Here is a 22457-nt window from a genome sequence, read left to right as displayed (position 1 = left end):
ATTTGCGCCAGAAGATCAAAATCAAAAGATCGCAGCCTGCGGCAGCTCCTACGTTTGGCAGCATTACTGCCAGCCAAACCGGCGAACATAAAATCCTTTCATCGCCTGCGTCAGGCCCATGTATGCCAGCAGAATCACCGGCAGGAACACGAAGTACAGCGACGGCAGCGCCTGTAATTTGAAGTAGTGCGCCAGCGGTCCCATCGGCAAGAAGATGCCGACGGCCATGATGATTCCGGTCATCACCATCAGTGGCATCGCTGCGCGGCTTTGCAGGAACGGGATTTTCGGTGTGCGGATCATGTGCACGATCAGCGTCTGGGTCAGCAGACCGACCACGAACCAGCCGGACTGGAACAGGGTTTGATGGTCCGGGGTATTGGCGTCGAAGACGTACCACATCAAGGCAAACGTGGTGATGTCGAAGATCGAGCTGATCGGTCCGAAAAACAGCATGAAACGCCCGACGTCCGCCGGCTGCCAGCGTTGTGGTGTTTTCAGCATGTCCTCGTCGACGTTATCGAACGGGATGGCGATCTGCGAAATGTCATAGAGCAGGTTCTGCACCAGCAGGTGCATCGGCAGCATCGGCAGGAACGGGATGAACGCACTGGCCACCAGCACCGAGAACACGTTGCCGAAGTTCGAGCTGGCGGTCATTTTGATGTACTTGAGCATGTTGGCGAAGGTCCGGCGCCCTTCCAGTACGCCCTCCTCCAGCACCATCAGGCTTTTCTCCAGCAGGATGATGTCCGCTGCTTCCTTGGCGATGTCGACGGCGCTGTCCACCGAGATGCCGATGTCGGCGGTGCGCAGCGCTGGCGCGTCGTTGATGCCGTCGCCCATGAAACCGACCACATGGCCGTTGCCCTTAAGCAAACGCACGATGCGTTCCTTGTGCGACGGGGTGAGTTTGGCGAAAACGTTGGTGGTCTCCACCGCTACCGCCAGTTCGGCGTCGCTCATGCGCTCGATGTCGTTGCCCATCAGCAGGCCTTGCTGTTCCAGGCCGACTTCGCGACAAATCTTCGCGGTCACCAGTTCGTTGTCACCGGTCAGCACTTTCACGGCCACGCCGTGAGCGGCAAGGGCTTTGAGGGCCGGCGCGGTGCTTTCCTTGGGTGGATCGAGAAACGCCACGTAACCGATCAGCGTCAGCGCCTGTTCATCCGCCAGGCTGTAGGTGTCGCGCCCCTCAATCATTGGCCGTGCGGCGACGGCGACGACACGAAGTCCTTCGGCGTTGAACGATGCGGTCACCTGACGAATCCGTGCCAACAGTTCATCGCTCAACGCTTCATCAACAACGCCATGACGCACCCGCGTGCACACCGCCAGCACTTCTTCCACCGCGCCTTTGCAGATCAGCAGGTGCGAATGATCGCGCTCGGCGACCACCACCGACATGCGTCGGCGGGTGAAGTCGAACGGGATCTCGTCGACCTTGCGAAACGCTGTGCCGACTTTCAGTTCACGGTGGATTTCCACGTGTTCGAGCACCGCCACGTCCAGCAGGTTTTTCAGGCCGGTCTGGTAGTAGCTGTTGAGGTAGGCCATTTCCAGCACGTCATCGGAGTCTTCACCCCAGACGTCGACATTGCGTGCGAGGAAGATCTTGTCCTGAGTCAGGGTGCCGGTCTTGTCGGTGCACAGCACGTCCATGGCGCCGAAGTTCTGGATCGCGTCGAGGCGTTTGACGATGACTTTTTTACGCGACAGGAACACCGCGCCCTTGGCCAGGGTCGAGGTGACGATCATCGGCAGCATTTCCGGGGTCAAGCCTACTGCAATCGACAGCGCGAACAGCAGCGCCTGGGTCCAGTCGCCCTTGGTGAACCCGTTGATGAACAACACCAGCGGCGCCATGACGAACATGAAACGGATAAGCAGCCAGCTGACTTTGTTGACGCCCGTCTGGAATGAAGTGGGTGCGCGATCGGTAGCGCCAACCCGCTGGGCCAGGGCGCCGAAATAGGTGTTGTTGCCGGTGGTGAGTATCACCGCCATGGCCGTGCCGGACACCACGTTGGTGCCCATGAACAGGATGTTGTCGAGGTCCAGCGGGTTGCGGGTGTCACTGTCCTGCTGACGGGGGAATTTTTCCACCGGCATCGATTCGCCGGTCATCGCGGCCTGGCTGACGAACAAGTCCTTGGCGCCGAGCACCCGGCAATCGGCGGGAATCATGTCGCCGGCCGACAATACGATCAGATCGCCCGGCACCAACTGCTTGATCGGCAGCTCGGTGCGTTGCGCATCCCTACGCAACACCGTGGCAGTGTTGCTCACCATCGCCTTGAGCGCGTCGGCGGCCTGGTTGGATTTGGTTTCCTGCCAGAAGCGCAGCAAGGTCGAGAGCACCACCATGGAGAAAATCACGATGGCGGCTTTCATGTCTTCGGTCAGCCAGGAGATGACCGCGAGCAACGTCAGCAGCAGGTTGAACGGGTTTTTGTAGCAGTGCCACAGGTGGGTCCACCACGGCAGCGGCTGTTCGTGCTCGACTTCGTTGAGGCCGTATTGCGCGCGCCGTGCATCGGCTTCGAGTTCGCTCAGGCCATCGGTATGGCTGCCGAGGTTGTTCAGCAGTTGGCCGGTGTCGCTGTTGGCGGCACTCACCAGGGTTTGCGCCAGGGTGGGCGGCACCTCGCGGCTGACCGTGGTGTCAGTGAAGTTTTCCAGCAGCGCCAGTCGACGGAAGTGTCGGGCGATGTGACGGGTGCGCAGGAATCCGGCGAAGAATTCTTTGAGCAGGGTCAGGTTCATGGCAGTTCCCCCAGGGTCAGCCGGGAAACCTTCAAGCAGGCGTGTCGATGCGCCGCGATGACGACACAAAGTCGAACATCACGCACGGTTCAGCGTCGATGAGCGGGACGTCGGGACACGGACCAGGACTGGCCGCGATCAGGATGCCGCTGCTCGCTTTTCGGCGAGACAACGGCACAAAAAAGTGGCGCGTTATCTTGCCGGGAAGGTGCCGGTTATCGAAACCGGCCGACTACTGTCACTCGAACAAGTACCCACTGTGGGTCTCCGCTATTGATTGAAAACGCGCGAAGCTTACGCCCCGATTTCTGGAGAGTAAACCAAGCAAAGGCGGGTGGAGGGGGAATCGCGGGGTTCTTCAGGAAGGGTTCAGGATTCGGGATTTGTGGTGCTATTGAGGGCCCTATCGCGAGCAAGCTCGCTCCCACATTTGATCTCTGTCTTACACAAAAACTGTGTTCACCGAAGATCTATTGTGGGAGCGGGCTTGCTCGCGAAGACTGACTATCAGGCGCAAGGAATCTTAGCTGGCAGTTGCCAACAGTAAATCCATCACCGACCGCCCATGCCCACGTGCCTTGCCATGGTCATACATCGAACCGGCAATCTCATCCGCACGAATCGGCAGGATCGACAGCAAGGTGTCGCTCAAGCCGTGGCTGGCCTGGCAGAAGCCCTGCATATAGATACCGGCCTTGCAGCGCTCGTCGGTGATCAGTTTGTAATTACGGTCGACCTCGAAGTCACCCAGGTATTGCTCCAGCGGCGCCAGCAGTTTGCGGTGCATCTGACGCTCGTAACCGGTGGCAAGTACCACGGCGTCGTAATGACGGACGGTGACTTCGCCAGTGGCGTTGTTGCGTACTGCCAACTCGATGCCTCGCTCGGTGGCGGTGGCATTTTCAATGGTGGTCAGGGTGCGGAACGCATGGCGCGCGATACCCGACACTTTCTGACGATAGAAGATGCCGTAGATGCGTTCGATCAGGTCGATGTCCACCACCGAATAGTTGGTGTTGTGGTACTCGTTGACCAGTCGCTCGCGCTCGCTGCTCGCCTGCTGGAACACCAGGTCAGTGAACTCCGGCGAAAACACTTCGTTGACGAACGGGCTATCGTCCGCCGGTTTCAGGGCCGAGCCACGCAGGATCATGTCCACCTGCACCGACGGGAAGCTGTCGTTCAAATCGATGAACGCTTCCGCCGCGCTCTGCCCGCCGCCGATGATTGCGATGCTCATCGGCTGGTTGTTCACGCACGACTGCTTGGCCATCTGCGCCAGGTACTGGGAGTGATGGAACACCCGGCTGTCACCCTTGAGCGCCTTGAAGGCTTCGGGAATGCGCGGTGTACCGCCGGCACTGACCACCACCGAACGGGCGGTGCGAACGTGCTGCTGGCCTTGGGTATCGCGCGAGATCACCCGCAGCGCTTCGACCTGCTGGTTGTGCAACACCGGCTCGATGGTCAGCACTTCTTCGCCGTAGCGGCTCTGCTCGGCAAATTGCCCGGCGACCCAGCGCAAGTAATCGTTGTACTCCATGCGGCACGGATAAAAGGTGCCCAGGTTGATGAAGTCCACCAGACGGCCGTGGTGCTTGAGGTAGTTGACGAACGAATACGGGCTGGTCGGGTTGCGCAGGGTCACCAGGTCCTTGAGGAAGGAGATCTGCAACTCACTCTGGGTCACCAGGGTGTTGCCGTGCCAGCGGTAGTCGGCCTGCTTGTCGAGAAACAGAACATCCAGCTCGCCCTGACTCGGCCCGCGCTCTTGCAGAGCGATGGCCAGCGCCAGGTTCGAAGGGCCGAAACCGACGCCGATCAGGTCGTGAACGATGGGCGATGCAATTGCCTGTGTCATTTCCAGTGTCCTCTGGATGAACCCCCGAAGCAGCGGGGAGTAAGCCTAAGTGACCTGACCGGCCTTGAGCAGGACAGCAGATCGTCTGTTGAAGGGAACGAGGACAATGAAAAAAAATTTAATGCAGCTTGATTGATCGGGTCGGATCAATGGGCATCCCATTGCAGCATCCGCACCCGGCAATGCTTCATCGCATTGACGATGTGTTTCTCCACCAGGGCCCGGGAAATGCCCAGGTGTTCGGCGATCTCCGGGTGCGACAGGCCATCGATCTTGCGCAGCAGGAAACTCTCGCGGCACAACCGTGGCAATTCCGCCAATGCACGCTGGAGCATCTCCAGGCGTTGGCCGTGATCGAGGCTGTGATGAGGGGACGGGGTGAAGTAGCGCTCTTCGTTGTCGAGCACTTCCAGCGATTCGACCTGACGCAGGGCATTGCGCCGATGGTCGTCGATCACCAGATTGAGCGCGGTGCGGTACAGGAATGCCCGAGGCTGCTCGATCGGCGTGTCGCTGGACCGCTCCAATACCCGCAGATAAGCGTCATGCACCACATCTTCGGCCACCTGACGGTTGCCCAGCTTGGCGTTCAAAAAACACACCAGCTCGCGATAGTAGTTTTCCAACATGACTCCCGGCCGCAGGGGTGCGGTTTCTGTCCTTGAGCCAGACCGGCGACCGCCGAAATAGGCAGTGGCACGATAGTGGCAGTTCGAGGTGCGTAATTTATAGTAATTCTCATATAGATTTAAAGTATTGCTTCACCTTGCCCGACAAATAGTCAAGATCGAGCGGCTGCACACTGCATCATCTGTAGGAGCTGTCGAGTGAAACGAGGCTGCGATCTTTTGATCTTGTTCTTAAAAAATCAAAGTCAAAAGATCGCAGCCTCGTTTCACTCGACAGCTCCTACAGGTGTTACTCCATATGTCGAGGGCTAAATCCCCCGGTACTTTCATCGTTTACAGGACAGCTTCCCGTCTCTGTCGGCCCTCCGACAGCGCTCTGCTGTTGCCCGATTTTGTGCGCAGGCTGAGCGACGGGCCGATATTCATTGGCCGGAACCCTGCATGAAACGTCCCCGACAGACCCGACGCGCCCTGCTTGTAGCACTTTGTCTGATCCCCGTTATCGCCGTCGCCGCCTGGCAGATCATCCCGCCCGGTCGAGACCAGTTCGCCACCGTCCAGGTCACCCGTGCCGACATTGAAAGCAGCGTCACGGCCTTGGGCACCCTGCAACCTCGACGCTATGTCGACGTGGGTGCCCAGGCGTCCGGGCAGATCCACAAGCTCCACGTGGAAGTCGGCGATGTGGTGCAGGAAGGTCAGTTGCTGGTGGAAATCGATCCGTCCACGCAACAGGCCAAACTCGACGCCGGGCGTTTCTCCATCGAAAACCTCAAGGCACAGCTGCAGGAACAACGGGCGCAGCACGACCTCGCCCGGCAGAAATTCCAGCGCCAGCAAAACCTCAAGGCCGGTGGCGCCACCCGCGAAGAAGACGTGCAGACCGCCGAGGCCGAACTGCGCGCCACCCAGGCCCGCATCGACATGTTCCAGGCGCAGATCCGCCAGGCCCAGGCCAGCCTGCGCAGCGATCAGGCGGAACTGGGTTACACCCGAATCTATGCGCCGATGAGCGGAACCGTCGTCGCACTCGACGCCCGTGAAGGCCAGACCCTCAACGCCCAGCAGCAGACGCCATTGATTCTGCGCATCGCCAAGTTGTCGCCGATGACCGTCTGGGCCGAGGTGTCGGAAGCCGACATCGGTCACGTCAAACCCGGGATGACGGCCTGGTTCACCACCCTCAGCGGTGGCAACCGTCGCTGGAACAGCACCGTACGGCAGATTCTGCCGGTGCCGCCCAAGCCGCTGGACCAGACCAGCCAGGGCGGTGGCAGCCCCGCCAGTTCGAGCAAAAGCGGCAGCGCTCGCGTGGTGCTGTACACCGTATTGCTGGACGTCGACAACGCCGACAACGCGCTGATGGCGGAAATGACCACGCAAGTATTCTTCGTCGCCGAGCAGGCGAAAAACGTCCTCACCGCGCCCATCGCGGCCCTGCAAGCCGGCACTGGAGCGGAAAACCAGACGGCACAAGTCGTCGCCAAAAACGGCCGCATCGAGCAGCGCGACGTGCGCACCGGCATTAGCGATCGCCTGCGGGTGCAGATCCTCGACGGCTTGCAGGAAGGTGATCACCTGCTGATCGGTCCGGTCGACGGGAGTGGCGGCTGAATGCTGACGCCCCTGATCGACCTGCACGACATCCGCAAAGCCTACGGTGGCGGCGATTCACCGGAAGTTCACGTACTGCGCGGCATCGACCTGTCGATCCATGCCGGGGAATTCGTGGCGATCGTCGGTGCCTCCGGCTCCGGCAAGTCGACGCTGATGAACATCCTCGGCTGCCTCGACCGCCCCACGTCGGGCGAATATCGCTTCGCCGGGGAAAACGTCGCCGCACTCGACAGTGACGAACTGGCCTGGCTGCGCCGCGAAGCCTTCGGCTTTGTGTTCCAGGGCTATCACCTGATCCCGTCCGGTTCGGCCCAGGAAAACGTCGAGATGCCGGCCATCTACGCCGGCACTCCGGCCGCCGAACGCCACGCCCGCGCAGCCGCCCTGCTCGACCGCCTCGGCCTGGCCTCACGCACCGGCAACCGTCCGCACCAGCTCTCCGGCGGCCAGCAACAACGGGTGTCCATCGCCCGCGCGTTGATGAACGGCGGCCACATCATCCTCGCCGACGAACCCACCGGTGCCCTCGACAGCCACAGCGGCGCCGAGGTCATGACCCTGCTCGACGAACTGGCGAGCCAGGGCCACGTGGTGATCCTCATTACCCACGACCGAGAAGTCGCGGCACGGGCCAAACGCATCATCGAAATTCGCGACGGGCTGATCATCAGCGACAGCGCCCGGGACAATCCCGAAGCGCAGACCTCGGCTAACCCTGGCGCGCTGCAAGCAGTGGATCTGCGCAAGCGCCTGACCGAAGGCGCCGAAGCCACCGGGGCCTGGAAAGGCGAACTGGTCGATGCGGTGCAAGCCGCGTGGCGGGTGATGTGGATCAACCGCTTTCGCACCGCGCTGACGCTGCTCGGAATCATCATCGGCGTCGCGTCGGTGGTAGTCATGCTGGCCGTCGGTGAAGGCAGCAAGCGTCAGGTGATGGCGCAAATGGGCGCGTTCGGCTCCAACATCATTTACCTCAGTGGCTCGTCACCGAACCCGCGAACGCCGCTGGGCATCGTCACCCTGGATGATGTCGCGGCGGTGGGAAGCCTGCCGCAAGTGACACGGATCATGCCGGTCAACGGCCAAGAGGCCGGGGTGCGCTTCGGCAACCTCGACCACTTGAGTTACGTCGGCGGCAACGACACCAATTTCCCGGCGATCTTCAACTGGCCGGTGGTGGAAGGCAGCTACTTCACCCAGGACGATGAACACAATGCGGCGGCGGTCGCGGTGATCGGCCACAAGGTGCGGACCAAGTTGCTCAAGGACGTCGCCAACCCGATCGGCCAGTACATCCTGATCGAGAACGTGCCGTTCCAGGTGGTCGGCGTGCTTGCCGAAAAAGGCGCCAGCTCCGGCGACTCCGACAGCGACGACCGCATCGCTATCCCCTATTCCGCTGCCAGCGTGCGGCTGTTCGGCACCCACAACCCCGAATACGTGGCCATCGCCGCCGCCGATGCGCGCAAGGTCAAAGAGACGGAAAAAGCCATCGAGCAATTGATGCTGCGCCTGCACAACGGCAAGAAGGATTTCGAGCTGACCAACAACGCCGCAATGATTCAGGCCGAGGCACGCACGCAAAATACGCTGTCGCTGATGCTCGGCTCGATTGCAGCGATTTCGTTGCTGGTGGGCGGGATCGGCGTGATGAACATCATGCTCATGACCGTGCGCGAACGCACCCGCGAAATCGGTATCCGCATGGCTACCGGTGCCCGACAACGCGACATCCTGCGCCAGTTCCTCACCGAAGCGGTGATGCTTTCGGTGGTCGGCGGGCTCGCCGGAATCGCCCTGGCACTGATCGTCGGCGGCGTGCTGATCCTCAGCGAAGTCGCCGTCGCGTTCTCCTTGATAGCGGTACTCGGCGCCTTCGGCTGCGCCCTGGTCACCGGTGTTGTCTTCGGCTTCATGCCGGCCCGCAAAGCTGCCCGACTCGACCCGGTCACGGCCCTTACCAGTGAATGATCGATCTATGAAGCCGCAACTCAGCCTGCTGACCCTATGCCTGTTGCTCGGCGCCTGCGGCAGTCCCGCCCAGCGTCCGGACAGCGGCCTCCAGCCGCCCGCCGCCTGGCAATCGCCACACACTCAAAGCGCTACTCGCAGCAACCTGCAATGGTGGACGCAGTTCGGCAGCCCGGAGCTTGATCGCCTGATCGAACAGGCCCGGGTCGGCAGTTACGACCTGGCCGCCGCCATCGCTCGGGTGCGCCAGGCTCAGGCCGATACGGTCGTCGCCGGCGGCACGCTACTGCCTGAGGTCACGGCCGCCCTGAATGCCAATCGCCAGAAGTTGCTGCGCGGCAACGGCTACAGCCAATTGGATGCCGACAGCAGCAACAAGGCCGTGGATTACTTCGACGCCAACCTCAGCGCCAGTTACGAAGTCGACTTCTGGGGCGGCCAACGCGCCTCCCGCGACCGTGCGCAATTCGGCTTGCAGGCCAGCGAATTCGATCAGGCGACAGTGGAGTTGACGCTGCTCAGCGGTGTGGCCAACAGCTACGCGCAAAGCTTGTCGTTGCGTGAGCAAAGTCGCATCGCCGAGCTGAATCTGGCGAACGCGCAAAATGTATTGAAACTGGTGCAGACGCGTTTTGACTCAGGCTCGGCAACCGCGCTGGAACTGGCGCAGCAGAAGAGCCTGGTCGCCGCGCAACAGCGGCAATTGCCGTTGGTGCAGCAACAGGCTCAGGACGCACAGATCAGCCTCGCCGCCCTGCTTGGCCGGCCGGTGCAGGAATTGTCTTTGGGTCAGGAACGCTTTGATCAACTGTCATGGCCGACCATCGCAGCGGGCGTGCCCAGTGAACTGATCAGCCGTCGCCCGGACATCGCCCGCGCCGAAGCGCAATTGGCCGCCGCACAAGCCGACGTCACCGTCGCCCGCGCCGCCATGTTGCCGGCCGTAACCCTGAGCGCAGATATCGGCTCCGGTGCCGACCGCGCCGCCGACATCCTGCGCAACCCTTTCTACAACCTCACCGCCGGACTGCTCGCACCGGTCTTCAACAATGGTCGCCTGAGCGCCGAGCGCGACAAGGCCACGGCCCGTCAGGAAGAACTACTGGAGACGTACCGCGGGGCGATCATCAATGGCTTCGCCGATGTGGAAAAAGCGTTGAACAGCATTCGCGGTCTGGACGAGCAGCGGCAGTGGCAAGGTGAAGAGCTGAACCAGGCGCAGACGGCATTCAACATTGCGCAAAGCCGTTATCAGGCCGGTGCCGAGGATTTGCTGACGGTGCTGGAGACACAGCGCACGCTGTATGCGGCGCAGGATTTGAATGTGCAGCTGCGGTTGTCGCGGTTGCAGGCGAGTATTGCGCTGTACAAGGCGCTCGGCGGCGGGTGGCAAGCGTTGTAATTTGCGGCGCCAGTGAATCCGCCATCGCGAGCAAGCTCGGCTCCCACAGGGTTTTATGTGTGCCGCATATTTTGGGCACGACGCATAACCTGTGGGAGCCGGGCTTGCCCGCGATTGAACGATAACGCGGTCTTATTGATTAACTGGTAATCGGTTTGGCCTTCAAATGCCGCGCATACCAAGGCCTCTGCGGCACTTTGCGGAACAGATCCGCCAGTTTCTTCTCGTCATCACCAAAGGTAATCCGCAACGCCAGCTTCATGGTTTCCGGGTCCATCTCCACCGACTTGCCGGCCTGTAACCCCGGCGTGGTGCTGCAACCATGGGTGCTCGGGCCGAGCCACGGGTCGTCGATCTCGACCCAACGCCCAGGCGCAAACCACGCCACGCCATTGACCTCGAGCCGACTGACCTCCCCCGGATGAAAGCGCTCGTGCGCCCGGAACCAGTCTTCCAGTCGATCATCGATCCAGCCGTGAAAATGCCAGAACACCGGGTTTACATGAGACGAAAACGGATCGCCGAGGAAGTCATTTTCCGGCGCATACCAACGCGCGGAAAAGTCCGCCGGATCCCGGGCAAAGGGCACGGGCTGGCCGTTTGACGGATCACGCGGCACCGAGGCCCAGCGCATGTGCAGCCAGTCGTGCAGCCCCAACTCCACCTCTGAGCCGAACTGACCCAAGGTCAATTTCGACAGATAACGCGGATCCCGGTACTGCGATTCCCAGACCTGGAAATTGCTGTGGTAGGTCTCGGCGGTCTTGATGTCGCTGACCCATTGCGAGTACTCGGCATCGTCGTCGGCCAGCCAGGTAGGTGGCAGCGCGGTGCCGTCATGGTTGTCGAAATAACGGGCGAACCCAACGCGATCACGCGCCAGTTCCGGCTGTGGCAATGGGAAGTGTTGCCAGGACGGCAAGTCCTGCAGGGAGCGCGCCTTGCCTAGCATGTGCCGGTGCATGAAGAAGAAATCCACGCCTGAGCCGTTACGATCCTTGCGCGCGCCACGCGCATCACGCTCCTTGTCGCGCGGGCCAGGCTGCCAACCAATGCCGCGCAGGGCTGCGTGTTTGTCTTCGGACAGCGTGTGCCATTTGTCCCGGGAGGCATGCCAGAGCTGGTGAAACAGCCGATGCTCGGGTGAAACCAGCCAGGCCAGCAGCGTCGGATTGAGACCGGTTCGCTCGCGGGCTTCGGGGAACACGCGTTTAACGGCAATGAAGCGATTGTCCTGGGCGGTCAGCATTAGCGGACGGTCCAGATTCACCACCCGACCACTGAGGGTGCCGCTGCCAGCATTGCCGAAACCGGCCCAGACTTCGTCCAGCAACAGGCTGAATTCGTAATCCGCTGTGCCGCTGGCGCTGAGCAATCGCCAGCTCAATTGCGTCGGTTTGGCGCCGGCCAGATCGCCGAGCACCCGGTAACGCGGCGTTTCGTTCGAGCGCAAACGCTCGGCGGTGTCGAGGAACCCGCTCAAACCGCGACCTTTGTGGCCGATGTCGAGGAACACCTCCAGCCCGTCCCGTGGCAGTCCTTCGATGCCGGCGTCAGGCCCCTCGAAACGGATCTGCCAGACACCGCGCAAGGTGTTCGCCAAGTGCTGGCTAGCGACATCCGCGACATCGAATGACGCTTCGCCGGGGGTGATCGTCGGATCCGCTATCGTCCATTCACGATGCCCATAAAAAGCCGCAGGCACGGCGGCGCCGGTCAGCGCCAGGCCTGCCATGAACCATCGTCGAGAAATCGTCATTGCCCTACCTGTGTCAGCCATGAAGCAGGCTTTATCCAAGCTAGAACGTTTGTTGCCCTCCGAAATTTATGGTGCCTCGAAAAGATCGTCCGAACGCGGCCCGAACCTTCGGCAGCTCCTACAGGTGTACGCAGCCCCAATGCAGGAGCTGCCGAAGGTTCGGGCCGCGTTCGGACGATCTTTTCGGGGGAGATCTAAATTTCCTGGTCGGTCACTCGTTCTTCCCAGATAGCTAAGGCCCCTGTGCCTGCACCCAACGGCGAACCTGACTGAGACGGCAATGACAAAACCACGTTCGAAAAAGGCTCTTTACATCGGCCTGCCGCTGGCCCTGGCGATCAGCGCCGGTGCAGGCTTTGCGGCCTGGGATTACTGGTTCAAGGATAATCCCGGGTACCCGGTCAAGGTGATGAAACAGGCCGATGAGCTGCACGAGCGGATCCTCTCCTTCGACAGCCACGTCACCGTCCCGCTGGACTTCGGCACCGCCGGCAATGAAGCGGACAAGGACGGCACCGGGCAGTTCGACCTGGTCAAAACCGGGCGTGGACGGTTGTCCGGCGCGGCGCTGACCATCTTTGGCTGGCCGGAAATCTGGAACGGTGCCAACGCCCCGCACCGCCCAACCGCCGGTTTCGTCGACGAAGCACGGTTCGAGCAGGAAACCCGCTACAAAATCATCAGCACACTGGTTCGCGACTTCCCCAATCAGGTTGCCATCGCCTACACCCCCGACGACTTCCGACGCCTGCATGGCGAAGGCAAGTTCGCGATCTTCATGAGCATGCTCAACGCCTATCCGCTGGGCAACGACCTGAACGCCCTGGACAAGTGGGCAGCCCGCGGCATGCGCATGTTCGGCTTCAGCTATGTGGGCAACAACGCCTGGGCTGACTCATCCCGGCCGTTGCCGTTTTTCAACGATTCCCGCGACGCCCTCGGCGGCCTCTCGGAGATTGGCCAGCAGGCCGTGCACCGCCTCAACGACCTTGGCGTGATCATCGACGTTTCGCAGATGTCGACCAAGGCGCTGGAGCAAGTTGCCCAGCTGAGCCGTGCGCCGATGGTCGCGTCCCACTCGGCACCGCGAGGGTTGGTGGACATCCCGCGCAACCTCAGCGACCAGGAAATGCAGCTGATCAAGAACAGCGGCGGCGTAGTGCAGATCGTCGGTTTCCCGACCTACATCCGCCCACTCAGCCAGGCCACCCAGGACAAACTCAACGCTCTGCGCGCACGCTTTGACCTGCAACCGCTGCAAGGCCTGGAGATGGCGCTGATGCCGGGGGACCCGGTGATCACCGTCTGGTCCGAGCAACGTTTCGGCGAGTACGCCAGTCAGCTCTATGCCATCGTCGACGAGGAGCCCAAGGCCACGCTCAAGGACTACGGCGACGCAATCGACTACGCGGTGAAGAAAATCGGCATCGACCACGTCGGCATCAGTTCCGACTTCAACGACGGCGGAGGTCTGGACGGCTGGAAAGACGTCAGCGAGGCACGCAACGTAACGGCCGAGCTGATCAGTCGCGGCTATGGCGAAGCCGATATCGCCAAGCTCTGGGGCGGCAACTTCCTGCGGGTCTGGGACCAGGTGCAGAAGTCCTCCAAACCTGTGGCGAAAAACTGATTCTCTCTTTTGCAGAAGCGAACCGAGCTCATGACCAACCGTCGTTCATTCCTCAAGCAGGCCGGTATTCTCGCGGCCGGCCTGCCCTTGGGCGCAGCCGTGAACCTGCCGGCGCTGGCCGCCCATCCGGCGCCGCTGCCCAAGGATAAATGGGCGCAACTACGCCAGCTGTTCAATCAGGACCCGGACTACCTGCACTTCGCCAATTTTCTGGTGACCTCACACCCCAAACCTGTGCGTGAAGCGATCGACCTGCACCGCGCCAACCTCGACCGTAATCCTGGCCTGGCCATGGACTGGGACCTGGGGGAAACCGAAAGGCGCGAGCAGGAAGTGCGCGTCTGGGCCGGTCGTTACCTCAAGGCCAAGCCCGAGCAGATCGCCCTCACCGGCAGCACCACCGAAGGCCTGTCGCTGATTTACGGCGGTATTCATGTGCGCCCTGATCAGGAAATCCTCACCAGCGAACACGAACACTACGCGACGAACTATGCGCTGGGATATCGCCAGCAAAAGGACGGCGTCAAGGTTCGCAAGCTCCAGCTGTTCGAGAACAGCCACAGCATTTCCGTGGATGAAGTGCTGGGCTCGATTGCCAAAGGCATTCGCCCCGAAACCCGAGTGCTCGGCATGACGTGGGTGCAATCGGGCAGCGGCGTGAAACTGCCCATCAGCGAGATCGGCAAACTGGTGGACGAGCAGAACCGCAACCGCGCAGAAAAGGACCGCATCCTGTATGTGGTCGACGGCGTCCATGGCTTCGGCGTCGAGGACCTCGACTTCCCCGACATGCACTGCGATTTCTTCATCGCCGGCACGCACAAATGGATGTTCGGCCCGCGCGGTACCGGGATCATCTGCGCCCGTTCGACCGAGCTCAAGGACGTGACGCCGACCATCCCGACGTTCTCCGAAGCCACCACTTTTTCAACCACCATGACCCCCGGCGGCTATCACAGCTTTGAGCATCGCTGGGCCCTGAATGAGGCTTTCAAGCTGCACCTGGACTTGGGCAAGGCCGAGGTGCAGGCGCGCATCCACGCGCTCAATACCTATGCGAAAAACCGCTTGCTGGAACACCCGCAGATCGAGCTGGTGACGCCAAAGAGCCCGGACCTGTCGGCCGGTTTTACCTTCTTCCGGATCAAGGATCGGGACTGTGAAAAAGTCGCCGCCCAACTGATGGAAAACCGCGTGGTCTGCGACTCGGTGGACCGCGACGTCGGCCCGGTGATCCGCATCGCCCCCGGCCTGCTCAATACCGAGAACGATATCGACCGTTTCATGGCCGCATTGAGCAAGAGCCTGTGATTTCCTTTAATCGAGATGATTCATGAACCGATATCTGCTAACCCTGCCGCTCAAGGCACTCACACTGACAGCCCTCATGGCCGGCCTGCTGCCTGTTACCGCGCAAGCCGCGGCAACCGCGCAACCGGGCAAGGTGTTCAAGGACTGCCGGGACTGCCCGGAAATGGTCGTGCTGCCGGCCGGCACTTTCACCATGGGTACGCCGGGCGACGAAGTCGGGCGCGAGCCTGATGAAAGTCCGATGCACGAGGTGACCTTCGCCAAGCCGTTCGCCATGAGCCGCTTCCAGGTCACCGCCGGTGAATGGGACAGCTACGTGCGCGAGAGTGGCGTGACCATCGCCAATGGCGACACCCGGCCGGGTCGCGAGTGCGTCGCCAGCAAGCCGCGCTATCCGCAAAGTCCGCGTCAGCCGGCGGTGTGCATGAACTTCGATGACGTGAAGAACTACGTCGCCTGGCTGTCGAAAAAGACCGGGCAGACGTACCACATGGTCAGCGAAGCCCAACGCGAATATGCCGCGCGTGGCGGCAGCAAAGGGCCGTTCCCCTTCCCGTTCGATGAGGGCAAGGAATACAGCATCGCCAAGCACGCCAACACCTATGGCCCGGCGGACGGTTACAGCTACAGCTCGCCAGTGGGCAGCTACCCGCCGAATGCCTTCGGCATGTACGACATGCATGGCAACGTTTACGAATGGGTAGAAGACTGCGAACACCCTGATTACGTCGGTGCCCCCACCGATGGCAGCGCCTGGGTCGAGCCCACTTGCGAAGCCGTGCGGATTCGCGGCAACGACTGGGGTGAAGCACCGGTGTTCTCCCGCTCCGGCAACCGCAACAGCCAGTACCCACAAGAGCGCGGCGACTGGATGGGATTCCGTATCGTGCGTGACCTCTAAGACACACCCCCAATCCTGTGGGAGCGAGCTTGCTCGCGATGACTGCATCACAGTCGATAGATATGTCGACTGTCAGTCCGCTATCGCGAGCAAGCTCGCTCCCACAGGGTCATGTGTTTGAGTCGCGATCGCCGCCAGTCGGCGCCCTTCTAAATTAAGCCTTCCACCAGACGTTCTACTGGGTATCTGCCTTCACGATCCAAGGAACTGTCTTCCATGACCCAGCCTACCCGTGGCGCCATCGGCGAATTGTTCGCCCTGTTGAAACCCTTTCGGCTCATCGTCGCCGCATCCATTTTCCTGGGCATGGTCGGCGGCCTGAGCGTCACGGTATTGCTGGCGACCATCAACAACGCCCTGCATTCGGACACCGGCCTGACCCAGGGCGTGGTCGCCCTGTTCGCCGGTCTGTGCCTGCTGGCACTGGCCAGTTCGATCTGCTCGGACATCGGCACCAACTATGTCGGCCAACACATCATCGCCAAGCTGCGTAAACAGTTGGGTGAAAAGGTCCTGTCGGCACCGATCGAACAAATCGAGCGCTATCGCAGCCACCGTCTGATTCCGGTGCTGACCCACGACGTCGACACCATCAGCGACTTCGCTTTCGCTTTCGCGCCGCTGGCGATTTCCGTCACCGTGACCCTGGGTTGCATGGGCTACCTGGCCATTCTGTCGTGGCCGATGTTCCTGATCATGGTCGCTGCGATCCTGATCGGCACGGCGATTCAGGCCTACGCCCAGAGCAAAGGTGTTCAGGGTTTCATGGCCGCCCGGGAGGCCGAAGATGAGCTGCAAAAGCACTACAACGCGATTGCCGAAGGCGCCAAGGAATTGCGCATTCATCGTCCACGCCGCCAGCGTATGTTCGTCTCGGGCATCAAGGCTACGGCGGAATTCATCTGCAACACCCAGGTGCGTTCGATCAATACGTTCGTCATTGCCAAGACCTTCGGCTCGATGCTGTTCTTCGTGGTCATCGGCCTGGCCCTGGCGCTGCAAACCTTTTGGCCGAGTGCCGACAAAACCGTGATGAGCGGCTTCGTGCTGGTGTTGCTTTATATGAAAGGCCCGCTGGAGCATTTGATCAGCACCCTGCCCATCGTCAGCCGCGCGCAGATTGCCTTCCGCCGCATCGCCGAATTGTCGGAGCAGTTTTCCACCCCGGAACCTCATCTGCTGCTCAGCGATAAAGGCAACGTCAAGCGAGCGGTGCACGAACTGAAACTGGCCGATGTACGTTTCAGCTTCCCGGCTGCCGAAGGCGCTGCACCGTTCCAGCTCGGGCCGGTGAACCTGACGATCAAGCAAGGCGACATCACCTTTATTGTCGGTGAGAACGGCTGCGGCAAGACCACGCTGATCAAACTGCTGCTGGGCCTGTATACGCCGCAGCAGGGTGCAATCCACGTCAATGGCGAAGTGATCGACGCCGCCAACCGCGATGACTATCGCCAGTTGTTCACCACGATTTTTGCTGACTATTACCTGTTCGATGATGTGGTCCAGGGCGATACGCACATCCCCGAAGACGCCAACAAATACCTGCAACGGCTGGAAATCGCGCACAAGGTCAGCGTCAAGGACGGCAACTTCACCACCACCGACCTCTCCACCGGCCAGCGCAAACGCCTGGCCCTGGTCAATGCCTGGCTGGAGGAACGTCCGGTGCTGGTGTTCGATGAATGGGCGGCCGACCAGGACCCGACCTTCCGCCGGATCTTCTACACCGAGCTGCTGCCGGACCTCAAGCGTCTGGGCAAGACCATCATCGTGATCTCCCACGATGACCGTTATTTCGACGTGGCGGACCAACTGGTGCGCATGGAAAGCGGACGGGTCGTCACCGAACTGGCCCCCGCCTGAAACAGAAAACCGAGGTCTGTGTAGCAGCTGGCGAAGCCTGCGTTCGGTTCGGGCCGCGTTCGGACGCAGCAGTCGCCAATTCAGCTCGCGAGGTCTCCTGATGCACCGCGGATTCTGGTTTTACGACTGCTTCGCAGCCGAACGCAGGCTTCGCCAGCTGCTACATAGATCGCGTTGCGGCGGCCTTCATAAATTTATTTAACGGGTTTCTTTCCGGTTTTACGTTCGTGCTGCGTCTAATAATCATTCCTATTAACAAAAACTCTGCACAACACTTTTTCAGGAGCTCAGGTAAGTAATGCGACCTCAAACACGCCGCACACCTCTCGCGCTGGCCGTACAGCGCCCGACTTTGCATCGCACCCTGTTCACCAGCGTACTGCTGACCGCCACCTTGCTGGGGAGCTCGATGGCCAATGCTGCACCTGTGAAAGTGAACATTGCAGGTCAATCGCTTTCCAACGCGCTGACCGAACTGGGCATGCAGACCAACCTGCAAATCCTCTACAGCCCGGATCAGGTTGCAGGGATCAAGTCCCGCGCGGTGTCCGGTTCACTGGAACCGTCCGACGCCCTCGCCGCCCTGCTGAAAGGCACCGGCATTTCGTTCCAGATCAGCGGTAATACCGTCACACTGGTATCCGGCGGCGGCTCGAGCCTGCAACTGGGCGCAACCACCATTTCCGGCCAGGCCCTGGGCCTGACCACTGAAGACACCGGTTCCTACACCACCGGCGCGACCACCACCGCGACCAAGCTGCCGCTGACCATTCGCGAAACCCCGCAATCGGTGACCGTGGTGACGCGTCAGCAAATGGACGATCGCGGTGTACAAAGTGTCGGCGACGCCTTGCGCAATACCCCCGGCATTTCGTCGCAGAAGTACGACAGCGACCGTACCGAGTTTTCCGCCCGTGGCCAGGCCATTACCAACTTTCAGTACGATGGCGTAAACACCATCTACGACGGTGTTTACGGTGAAAACCCAAATAACAGCGACGACACTGCCAGCCTGGACCATATCGAGGTCATCAAAGGCGCTACCGGCCTGATGACCGGCACCGGCGACCCTTCCGCCACGGTCAACCTGATCCGCAAGAAGCCGACCAAGGAATTCAAGGCCTCGGTCAGCGCCACCGCCGGCTCGTGGGATAAATACCGCGCAGAAGGCGATATTTCCGGCTCGCTGACCGATTCCGGCAACGTGCGTGGTCGCTTCGTGAGCACCTATCAGGACGCCAACTCTTACCTGGATCATTACAGCCAGAAAAAAGACCTGTTTTACGGCATCCTCGAAGCCGACCTCACGGACGACACCCTGCTGACCTTCGGCATCGACAAATCCAGCGCCACCCCGCGCGGTACATCCTGGACGGGTAACCCGACGTACTTCTCCGATGGCGGCCGTACCGACTTCTCTCGCAGTTTCAACCCAGGCGCCGACTGGAGCCGTCGTGATTTCGAGAGCACCACTTACTTCGCCTCGCTGGAACAAGCGCTGGCCAATGACTGGAAACTCAAAGTCAGCCTGGACCAGAAAACTACCGATCACGACACCCAACTGGCCTCGGCCAGCGGCGGCAATCCGGACCGCACCACCGGTGAAGGCATGTTCCTTTACTGGGGTCGCTGGGAAGGTCATCGCGTGCAGAACACCGCTGACGTAAACGTCTCCGGCCCGTTCACCCTCGGCGGTCGCGAACACGAAGTGGTTGCCGGAGTCATGGCATCGCACTCGCGCCAGACCGGCTCGACATACGACACCAGCGCCTTCGAAATGGTCCCGGGCAGCATCTATGACTGGGAAGGCAATCTGCCTAAACAGGAGTTCCCGAAAAACGGCAAATACGAACGCACCCAAAGCCAAAACGGTATTTACCTGGCCACCCGCCTCCGTCCGACCGACGATCTGTCGTTCATCCTCGGCAGCCGTTTGAGCACCTTCAAGTACAACGAGGATTACTCCTACTATCCGGGCGGCACCCTGAGCGACACTCACGCCAGCTACAAGGAACATGGCGTCGTCACACCGTATGCCGGCGTGGTCTATGACCTGAACGATACGTACTCGGCCTACGCCAGTTACACCAATATCTATCAGCCACAAATCTATAAGGACGCCAATGGCTCGACCCTGGAACCGGTGGAAGGCAACGCCTACGAAACCGGTCTGAAAGCGGCTTACTTTGAAGGCAAACTGAACGCCAGCCTGGCCTTCTTCCGCATCGAGCAGGACAATGTCGCCGAATCGATCGGCACCAACCCGGTCACCAACGAAGGCATTTACAAAGCCATCGACGGCGCTACCACCAAAGGCGTGGAACTGGAACTGGCGGGTGAACTGGCCGAAGGCTGGAACCTGTCCGCCGGCTACACCTACGCCCGTACCCGTGACCAGGATGAGCAACGCATCTTCGGATACCCGCTGTCCACTACCCGGCCGGAACACCTCGTGCGTACGTTCACGACCTACCGTCTGCCAGGCATCCTGAACAAGTTCACCGTCGGTGGCGGCGTCAGCTGGCAGAGCGCTTTCTACGGCAAGATCTACAGCCCTACCGTGGGCGACTACACCCAGATCAAGCAAGGCGGCTACACCCTCGTGGACCTGATGACCCGTTACCAGGTCGACGAACACCTGAGCTTCACCGTCAATGCCAAAAACGTATTCGACAAGACGTACCTGACGGGCCTGGGCAACTTCGATACCACGCTCTACGGCGAGCCACGTAACCTGCAACTCACCGCGAAGTATGATTTCTGAGTTGCTGAGCTGAAATGAAAAATGCCCGTGTCGTGAGATACGGGCATTTTTTATGGCTGTGAGATTTGTGTCGACTGTGATGCCTATATCGCGAGCAAGCTCGCTCCCACAGTGGATCTTGGGTGGATACAACACCTACGCACGACCTAGATCAATTGTGGGAGCGAGCTTGCTCGCGATATAGGTAGTCGCCCCTCCAGAGATCCCACTGATCAAACACAAAAACCCGGCAGTAACTAGTCAGACGGATCAAGCCTATCCAGCGCCCGGTTCACCGCCAGCTCCCCCAGCATGATGACTTGCGCAATGCCCAGCAGGGAATTTCGACTTGGCCCATCCATATGGTCCGCCAGATCCATGGCCATGACATTGGCCGATGCCAGCGACTCGCACGCATGGGCCAGCAGGGTTTCGGTATCGAGCTGCGGGTTGACGATGAACATGGTGCTGAGTTTGCGTGGGGTGGCGTTGATGAAAGCGGCAGCGTTGAGGTGGTAATCGAGGGCGCGGTCGGCGGCTTCGTGGAGTTTTTTTGAATCGGGGCTTTCGTACGGGGATGCCGGATCGGTGTCCGGCGGATTCGGTGTCGGTTTGAACATAGATGCTTCCCTTTGGTAGTTGGGCCGCAACCATCTCGCTACTACACGAAAGGGTGGCAGCTGTGCGCAAGTTAGTAGACCGGAAAGGTAAGCAAAAACCGGCGCGTCCGAGGACGCCATGCGCACAGCTACCATCAAGCGCAGGCGGAAACCTGACTGATGATGCTCATGCGACCGCAATTACCTTAGCCGGGCTACTAAACCCAATCACTGACAATCAGTGACGGGAACCAAGTTACCGAGCAGCCCCAAGGCGCACAAGCCGGCGGATTCTGGCGTAACTGTAGGCAACGACGCAAGGCGTTGTAGCTTTCATGAAGTAACGCTGCGGGGAATTAAACAAGCGCGATCAAACGACGTTTAACGATCTGAGCCAGACTTCAGATCAAAGCCGCGAACGCACCCACTCCGCCACTTCCGCATGAATCCCCTCAACCTCTCCCAACAACCCCGCCATACGCAAAAAGTCATGGGTCATTCCAGGCTGTTCCAGCAACGTCACCTCATTCCCGGCAGCACGCAGCCGCTCGGCATACGCCAACCCTTCGTCATGCAACGGATCATGCCCGGCCAAGTACACCAGTGCTGGCGCCACGCCTGACAGATCCTCCGCCAGCAACGGCGAGCAGCGCCAATCAGCCAGATCCTCTGGCGTACGCCAGTAATGCGCATAGAACCAATCCAGCGTCGGCGTCTCCAGCAAGTACCCTTCTGCAAAGTCCCGATGCGAGGCGCGCTTGGTCGTGGCATCCGTCACCGGGTACACCAGCAATTGCGCCTTCGGTTTCAACGCCAGTTCCTCAGGTTCACGCACCGCCATGATCGACAACACTGTCGCCAGCGTCGCACCCACGCTGTCACCGGCCACGGCCACTCGCGTTGCGTCCAGGCCATGTGCCGCGCCCTCGCGCACCAGCCAGTTCCCCGCATCGCAGGCATCTTGCACCGGCGTCGGGAACCGCCATTCCGGCGCCAGTCGATAATCCACCGTCAACAAGGCAAATCCGCCTTGGGAGGCCAGCCGCCGGCACAGCGCATCATGGGAATCGAGGCTGCCGACCACATAGCCGCCGCCATGAAAATACAACACCACCGGTTGCAGCCCATCGACCGTTTGCCCATCGCGATACACCCTTGCCGACAGGCTGTGGCCATCTCGCGCGGCGAGGGTGAAGTCTTCGCAGGCAACGCTGTCCAGCGGCACATCGAGAAACCCCGACGACGCTTCGAAATCGATCCGCGCCTGTTGCGGCGACTGTTCATGCATCGCGCGACTCTTGCCGGTCATCCGGCCGAACTCGGCGAGTTCTAGAAATGCTTCAAGTTCTGGCAACACAGCCATGGGACGAATCCTTCTACACAAAGAGGTCAATACAAAATC

General features: G+C 60.6%; 14 protein-coding genes. 8 read left to right on the top strand and 6 right to left on the bottom strand.

Annotated elements, in window-relative coordinates:
• Window positions 1-63 precede the first annotated feature (63 nt).
• The 3 genes from mgtA to ACIQU2_RS20455 form a co-directional block, all read right to left on the bottom strand.
• Window positions 64-2766, bottom strand: a complete 2703-nt coding sequence (gene mgtA, locus ACIQU2_RS20465; protein WP_403143618.1) for a magnesium-translocating P-type ATPase — start codon at window positions 2764-2766, stop codon at window positions 64-66.
• A gap of 523 nt (window positions 2767-3289) precedes the next feature.
• Window positions 3290-4627 carry a SidA/IucD/PvdA family monooxygenase gene (locus ACIQU2_RS20460; RefSeq protein ID WP_347802724.1) on the bottom strand — a complete coding sequence of 446 codons (1338 nt, stop codon included), beginning with the start codon at window positions 4625-4627 and terminating at the stop codon, window positions 3290-3292.
• Window positions 4628-4773: 146 nt separating this feature from the next.
• Window positions 4774-5256: a sigma-70 family RNA polymerase sigma factor gene (locus ACIQU2_RS20455; protein ID WP_046048427.1), complete on the bottom strand. Its 483-nt coding sequence runs from the start codon at window positions 5254-5256 to the stop codon at window positions 4774-4776.
• 441 nt (window positions 5257-5697) lie between these two features.
• On the opposite strand from ACIQU2_RS20455, the gene ACIQU2_RS20450 reads away from it, so the two are divergent.
• The 3 genes from ACIQU2_RS20450 to ACIQU2_RS20440 are packed head-to-tail and all read left to right on the top strand — an operon-like array spanning window position 5698 to window position 10246.
• A complete protein-coding gene (locus ACIQU2_RS20450; protein WP_347802725.1) occupies window positions 5698-6870 on the top strand; it encodes an efflux RND transporter periplasmic adaptor subunit in 1173 nt (390 codons plus the stop codon).
• The gene (locus ACIQU2_RS20445) at window positions 6871-8844 is read left to right on the top strand and encodes a MacB family efflux pump subunit (protein WP_347802726.1); all 1974 of its coding nucleotides are present in this window, start codon (window positions 6871-6873) and stop codon (window positions 8842-8844) included.
• Window positions 8845-8851: 7 nt separating this feature from the next.
• The gene (locus ACIQU2_RS20440) at window positions 8852-10246 is read left to right on the top strand and encodes an efflux transporter outer membrane subunit (RefSeq protein WP_347802727.1); all 1395 of its coding nucleotides are present in this window, start codon (window positions 8852-8854) and stop codon (window positions 10244-10246) included.
• A gap of 139 nt (window positions 10247-10385) precedes the next feature.
• On the opposite strand, the gene ACIQU2_RS20435 is transcribed toward ACIQU2_RS20440, so the two are convergent.
• On the bottom strand, window positions 10386-12005 hold the full coding sequence (locus ACIQU2_RS20435; RefSeq protein ID WP_347802728.1) for a PvdJ/PvdD/PvdP-like protein: 1620 nt from the start codon (window positions 12003-12005) through the stop codon (window positions 10386-10388).
• A 280-nt stretch (window positions 12006-12285) separates the two neighbouring features.
• On the opposite strand from ACIQU2_RS20435, the gene pvdM reads away from it, so the two are divergent.
• From pvdM to ACIQU2_RS20410, 5 genes are all read left to right on the top strand, one after another.
• The gene (gene pvdM, locus ACIQU2_RS20430) at window positions 12286-13635 is read left to right on the top strand and encodes a pyoverdine-tailoring dipeptidase-like protein PvdM (RefSeq protein ID WP_347802729.1); all 1350 of its coding nucleotides are present in this window, start codon (window positions 12286-12288) and stop codon (window positions 13633-13635) included.
• Between the two features lie 30 nt (window positions 13636-13665).
• Window positions 13666-14946, top strand: a complete 1281-nt coding sequence (locus ACIQU2_RS20425; protein ID WP_403143614.1) for an aminotransferase class V-fold PLP-dependent enzyme — start codon at window positions 13666-13668, stop codon at window positions 14944-14946.
• 22 nt (window positions 14947-14968) lie between these two features.
• Complete coding sequence (locus tag ACIQU2_RS20420) at window positions 14969-15847, top strand: formylglycine-generating enzyme family protein (protein WP_403143612.1); 879 nt, start codon at window positions 14969-14971, stop codon at window positions 15845-15847.
• A gap of 216 nt (window positions 15848-16063) precedes the next feature.
• Window positions 16064-17713 (top strand): cyclic peptide export ABC transporter, encoded by a 1650-nt coding sequence (locus ACIQU2_RS20415; protein ID WP_403143610.1) that lies wholly within the window; start codon window positions 16064-16066, stop codon window positions 17711-17713.
• A 298-nt stretch (window positions 17714-18011) separates the two neighbouring features.
• Window positions 18012-20477, top strand: coding sequence for a TonB-dependent siderophore receptor (locus tag ACIQU2_RS20410; protein ID WP_403143608.1), 2466 nt, complete (start codon window positions 18012-18014; stop codon window positions 20475-20477).
• Window positions 20478-20713: 236 nt separating this feature from the next.
• Here the strand turns inward: ACIQU2_RS20410 and ACIQU2_RS20405 are convergent, their stop codons facing one another.
• Together ACIQU2_RS20405 and ACIQU2_RS20400 are read right to left on the bottom strand one after the other, a co-directional pair.
• Complete coding sequence (locus ACIQU2_RS20405) at window positions 20714-21076, bottom strand: DUF6124 family protein (RefSeq protein ID WP_403143607.1); 363 nt, start codon at window positions 21074-21076, stop codon at window positions 20714-20716.
• Window positions 21077-21461: 385 nt separating this feature from the next.
• The gene (locus tag ACIQU2_RS20400) at window positions 21462-22418 is read right to left on the bottom strand and encodes an alpha/beta hydrolase (RefSeq protein WP_403143605.1); all 957 of its coding nucleotides are present in this window, start codon (window positions 22416-22418) and stop codon (window positions 21462-21464) included.
• Window positions 22419-22457 lie beyond the last annotated feature (39 nt).

Source organism: Pseudomonas sp. NPDC098740 (assembly GCF_044760065.1).
Lineage (GTDB): Bacteria > Pseudomonadota > Gammaproteobacteria > Pseudomonadales > Pseudomonadaceae > Aquipseudomonas > Aquipseudomonas rossensis.
Note: the sequence above shows the minus strand (reverse complement) of the source record. Positions and strands in the feature narration are given on the sequence as shown.

Bases quoted from the DNA above. Each gene is read 5' to 3' on its own strand.
- mgtA (WP_403143618.1), bottom strand. From the start codon at position 2,766: ATGAACCTGACCCTGCTCAAAGAATTCTTCGCCGGATTCCTGCGCACC.
- ACIQU2_RS20460 (WP_347802724.1), bottom strand. From the start codon at position 4,627: ATGACACAGGCAATTGCATCGCCCATCGTTCACGACCTGATCGGCGTC.
- ACIQU2_RS20455 (WP_046048427.1), bottom strand. From the start codon at position 5,256: ATGTTGGAAAACTACTATCGCGAGCTGGTGTGTTTTTTGAACGCCAAG.
- ACIQU2_RS20450 (WP_347802725.1), top strand. From the start codon at position 5,698: ATGAAACGTCCCCGACAGACCCGACGCGCCCTGCTTGTAGCACTTTGT.
- ACIQU2_RS20445 (WP_347802726.1), top strand. From the start codon at position 6,871: ATGCTGACGCCCCTGATCGACCTGCACGACATCCGCAAAGCCTACGGT.
- ACIQU2_RS20440 (WP_347802727.1), top strand. From the start codon at position 8,852: ATGAAGCCGCAACTCAGCCTGCTGACCCTATGCCTGTTGCTCGGCGCC.
- ACIQU2_RS20435 (WP_347802728.1), bottom strand. From the start codon at position 12,005: ATGACGATTTCTCGACGATGGTTCATGGCAGGCCTGGCGCTGACCGGC.
- pvdM (WP_347802729.1), top strand. From the start codon at position 12,286: ATGACAAAACCACGTTCGAAAAAGGCTCTTTACATCGGCCTGCCGCTG.
- ACIQU2_RS20425 (WP_403143614.1), top strand. From the start codon at position 13,666: ATGACCAACCGTCGTTCATTCCTCAAGCAGGCCGGTATTCTCGCGGCC.
- ACIQU2_RS20420 (WP_403143612.1), top strand. From the start codon at position 14,969: ATGAACCGATATCTGCTAACCCTGCCGCTCAAGGCACTCACACTGACA.
- ACIQU2_RS20415 (WP_403143610.1), top strand. From the start codon at position 16,064: ATGACCCAGCCTACCCGTGGCGCCATCGGCGAATTGTTCGCCCTGTTG.
- ACIQU2_RS20410 (WP_403143608.1), top strand. From the start codon at position 18,012: ATGCGACCTCAAACACGCCGCACACCTCTCGCGCTGGCCGTACAGCGC.
- ACIQU2_RS20405 (WP_403143607.1), bottom strand. From the start codon at position 21,076: ATGTTCAAACCGACACCGAATCCGCCGGACACCGATCCGGCATCCCCG.
- ACIQU2_RS20400 (WP_403143605.1), bottom strand. From the start codon at position 22,418: ATGGCTGTGTTGCCAGAACTTGAAGCATTTCTAGAACTCGCCGAGTTC.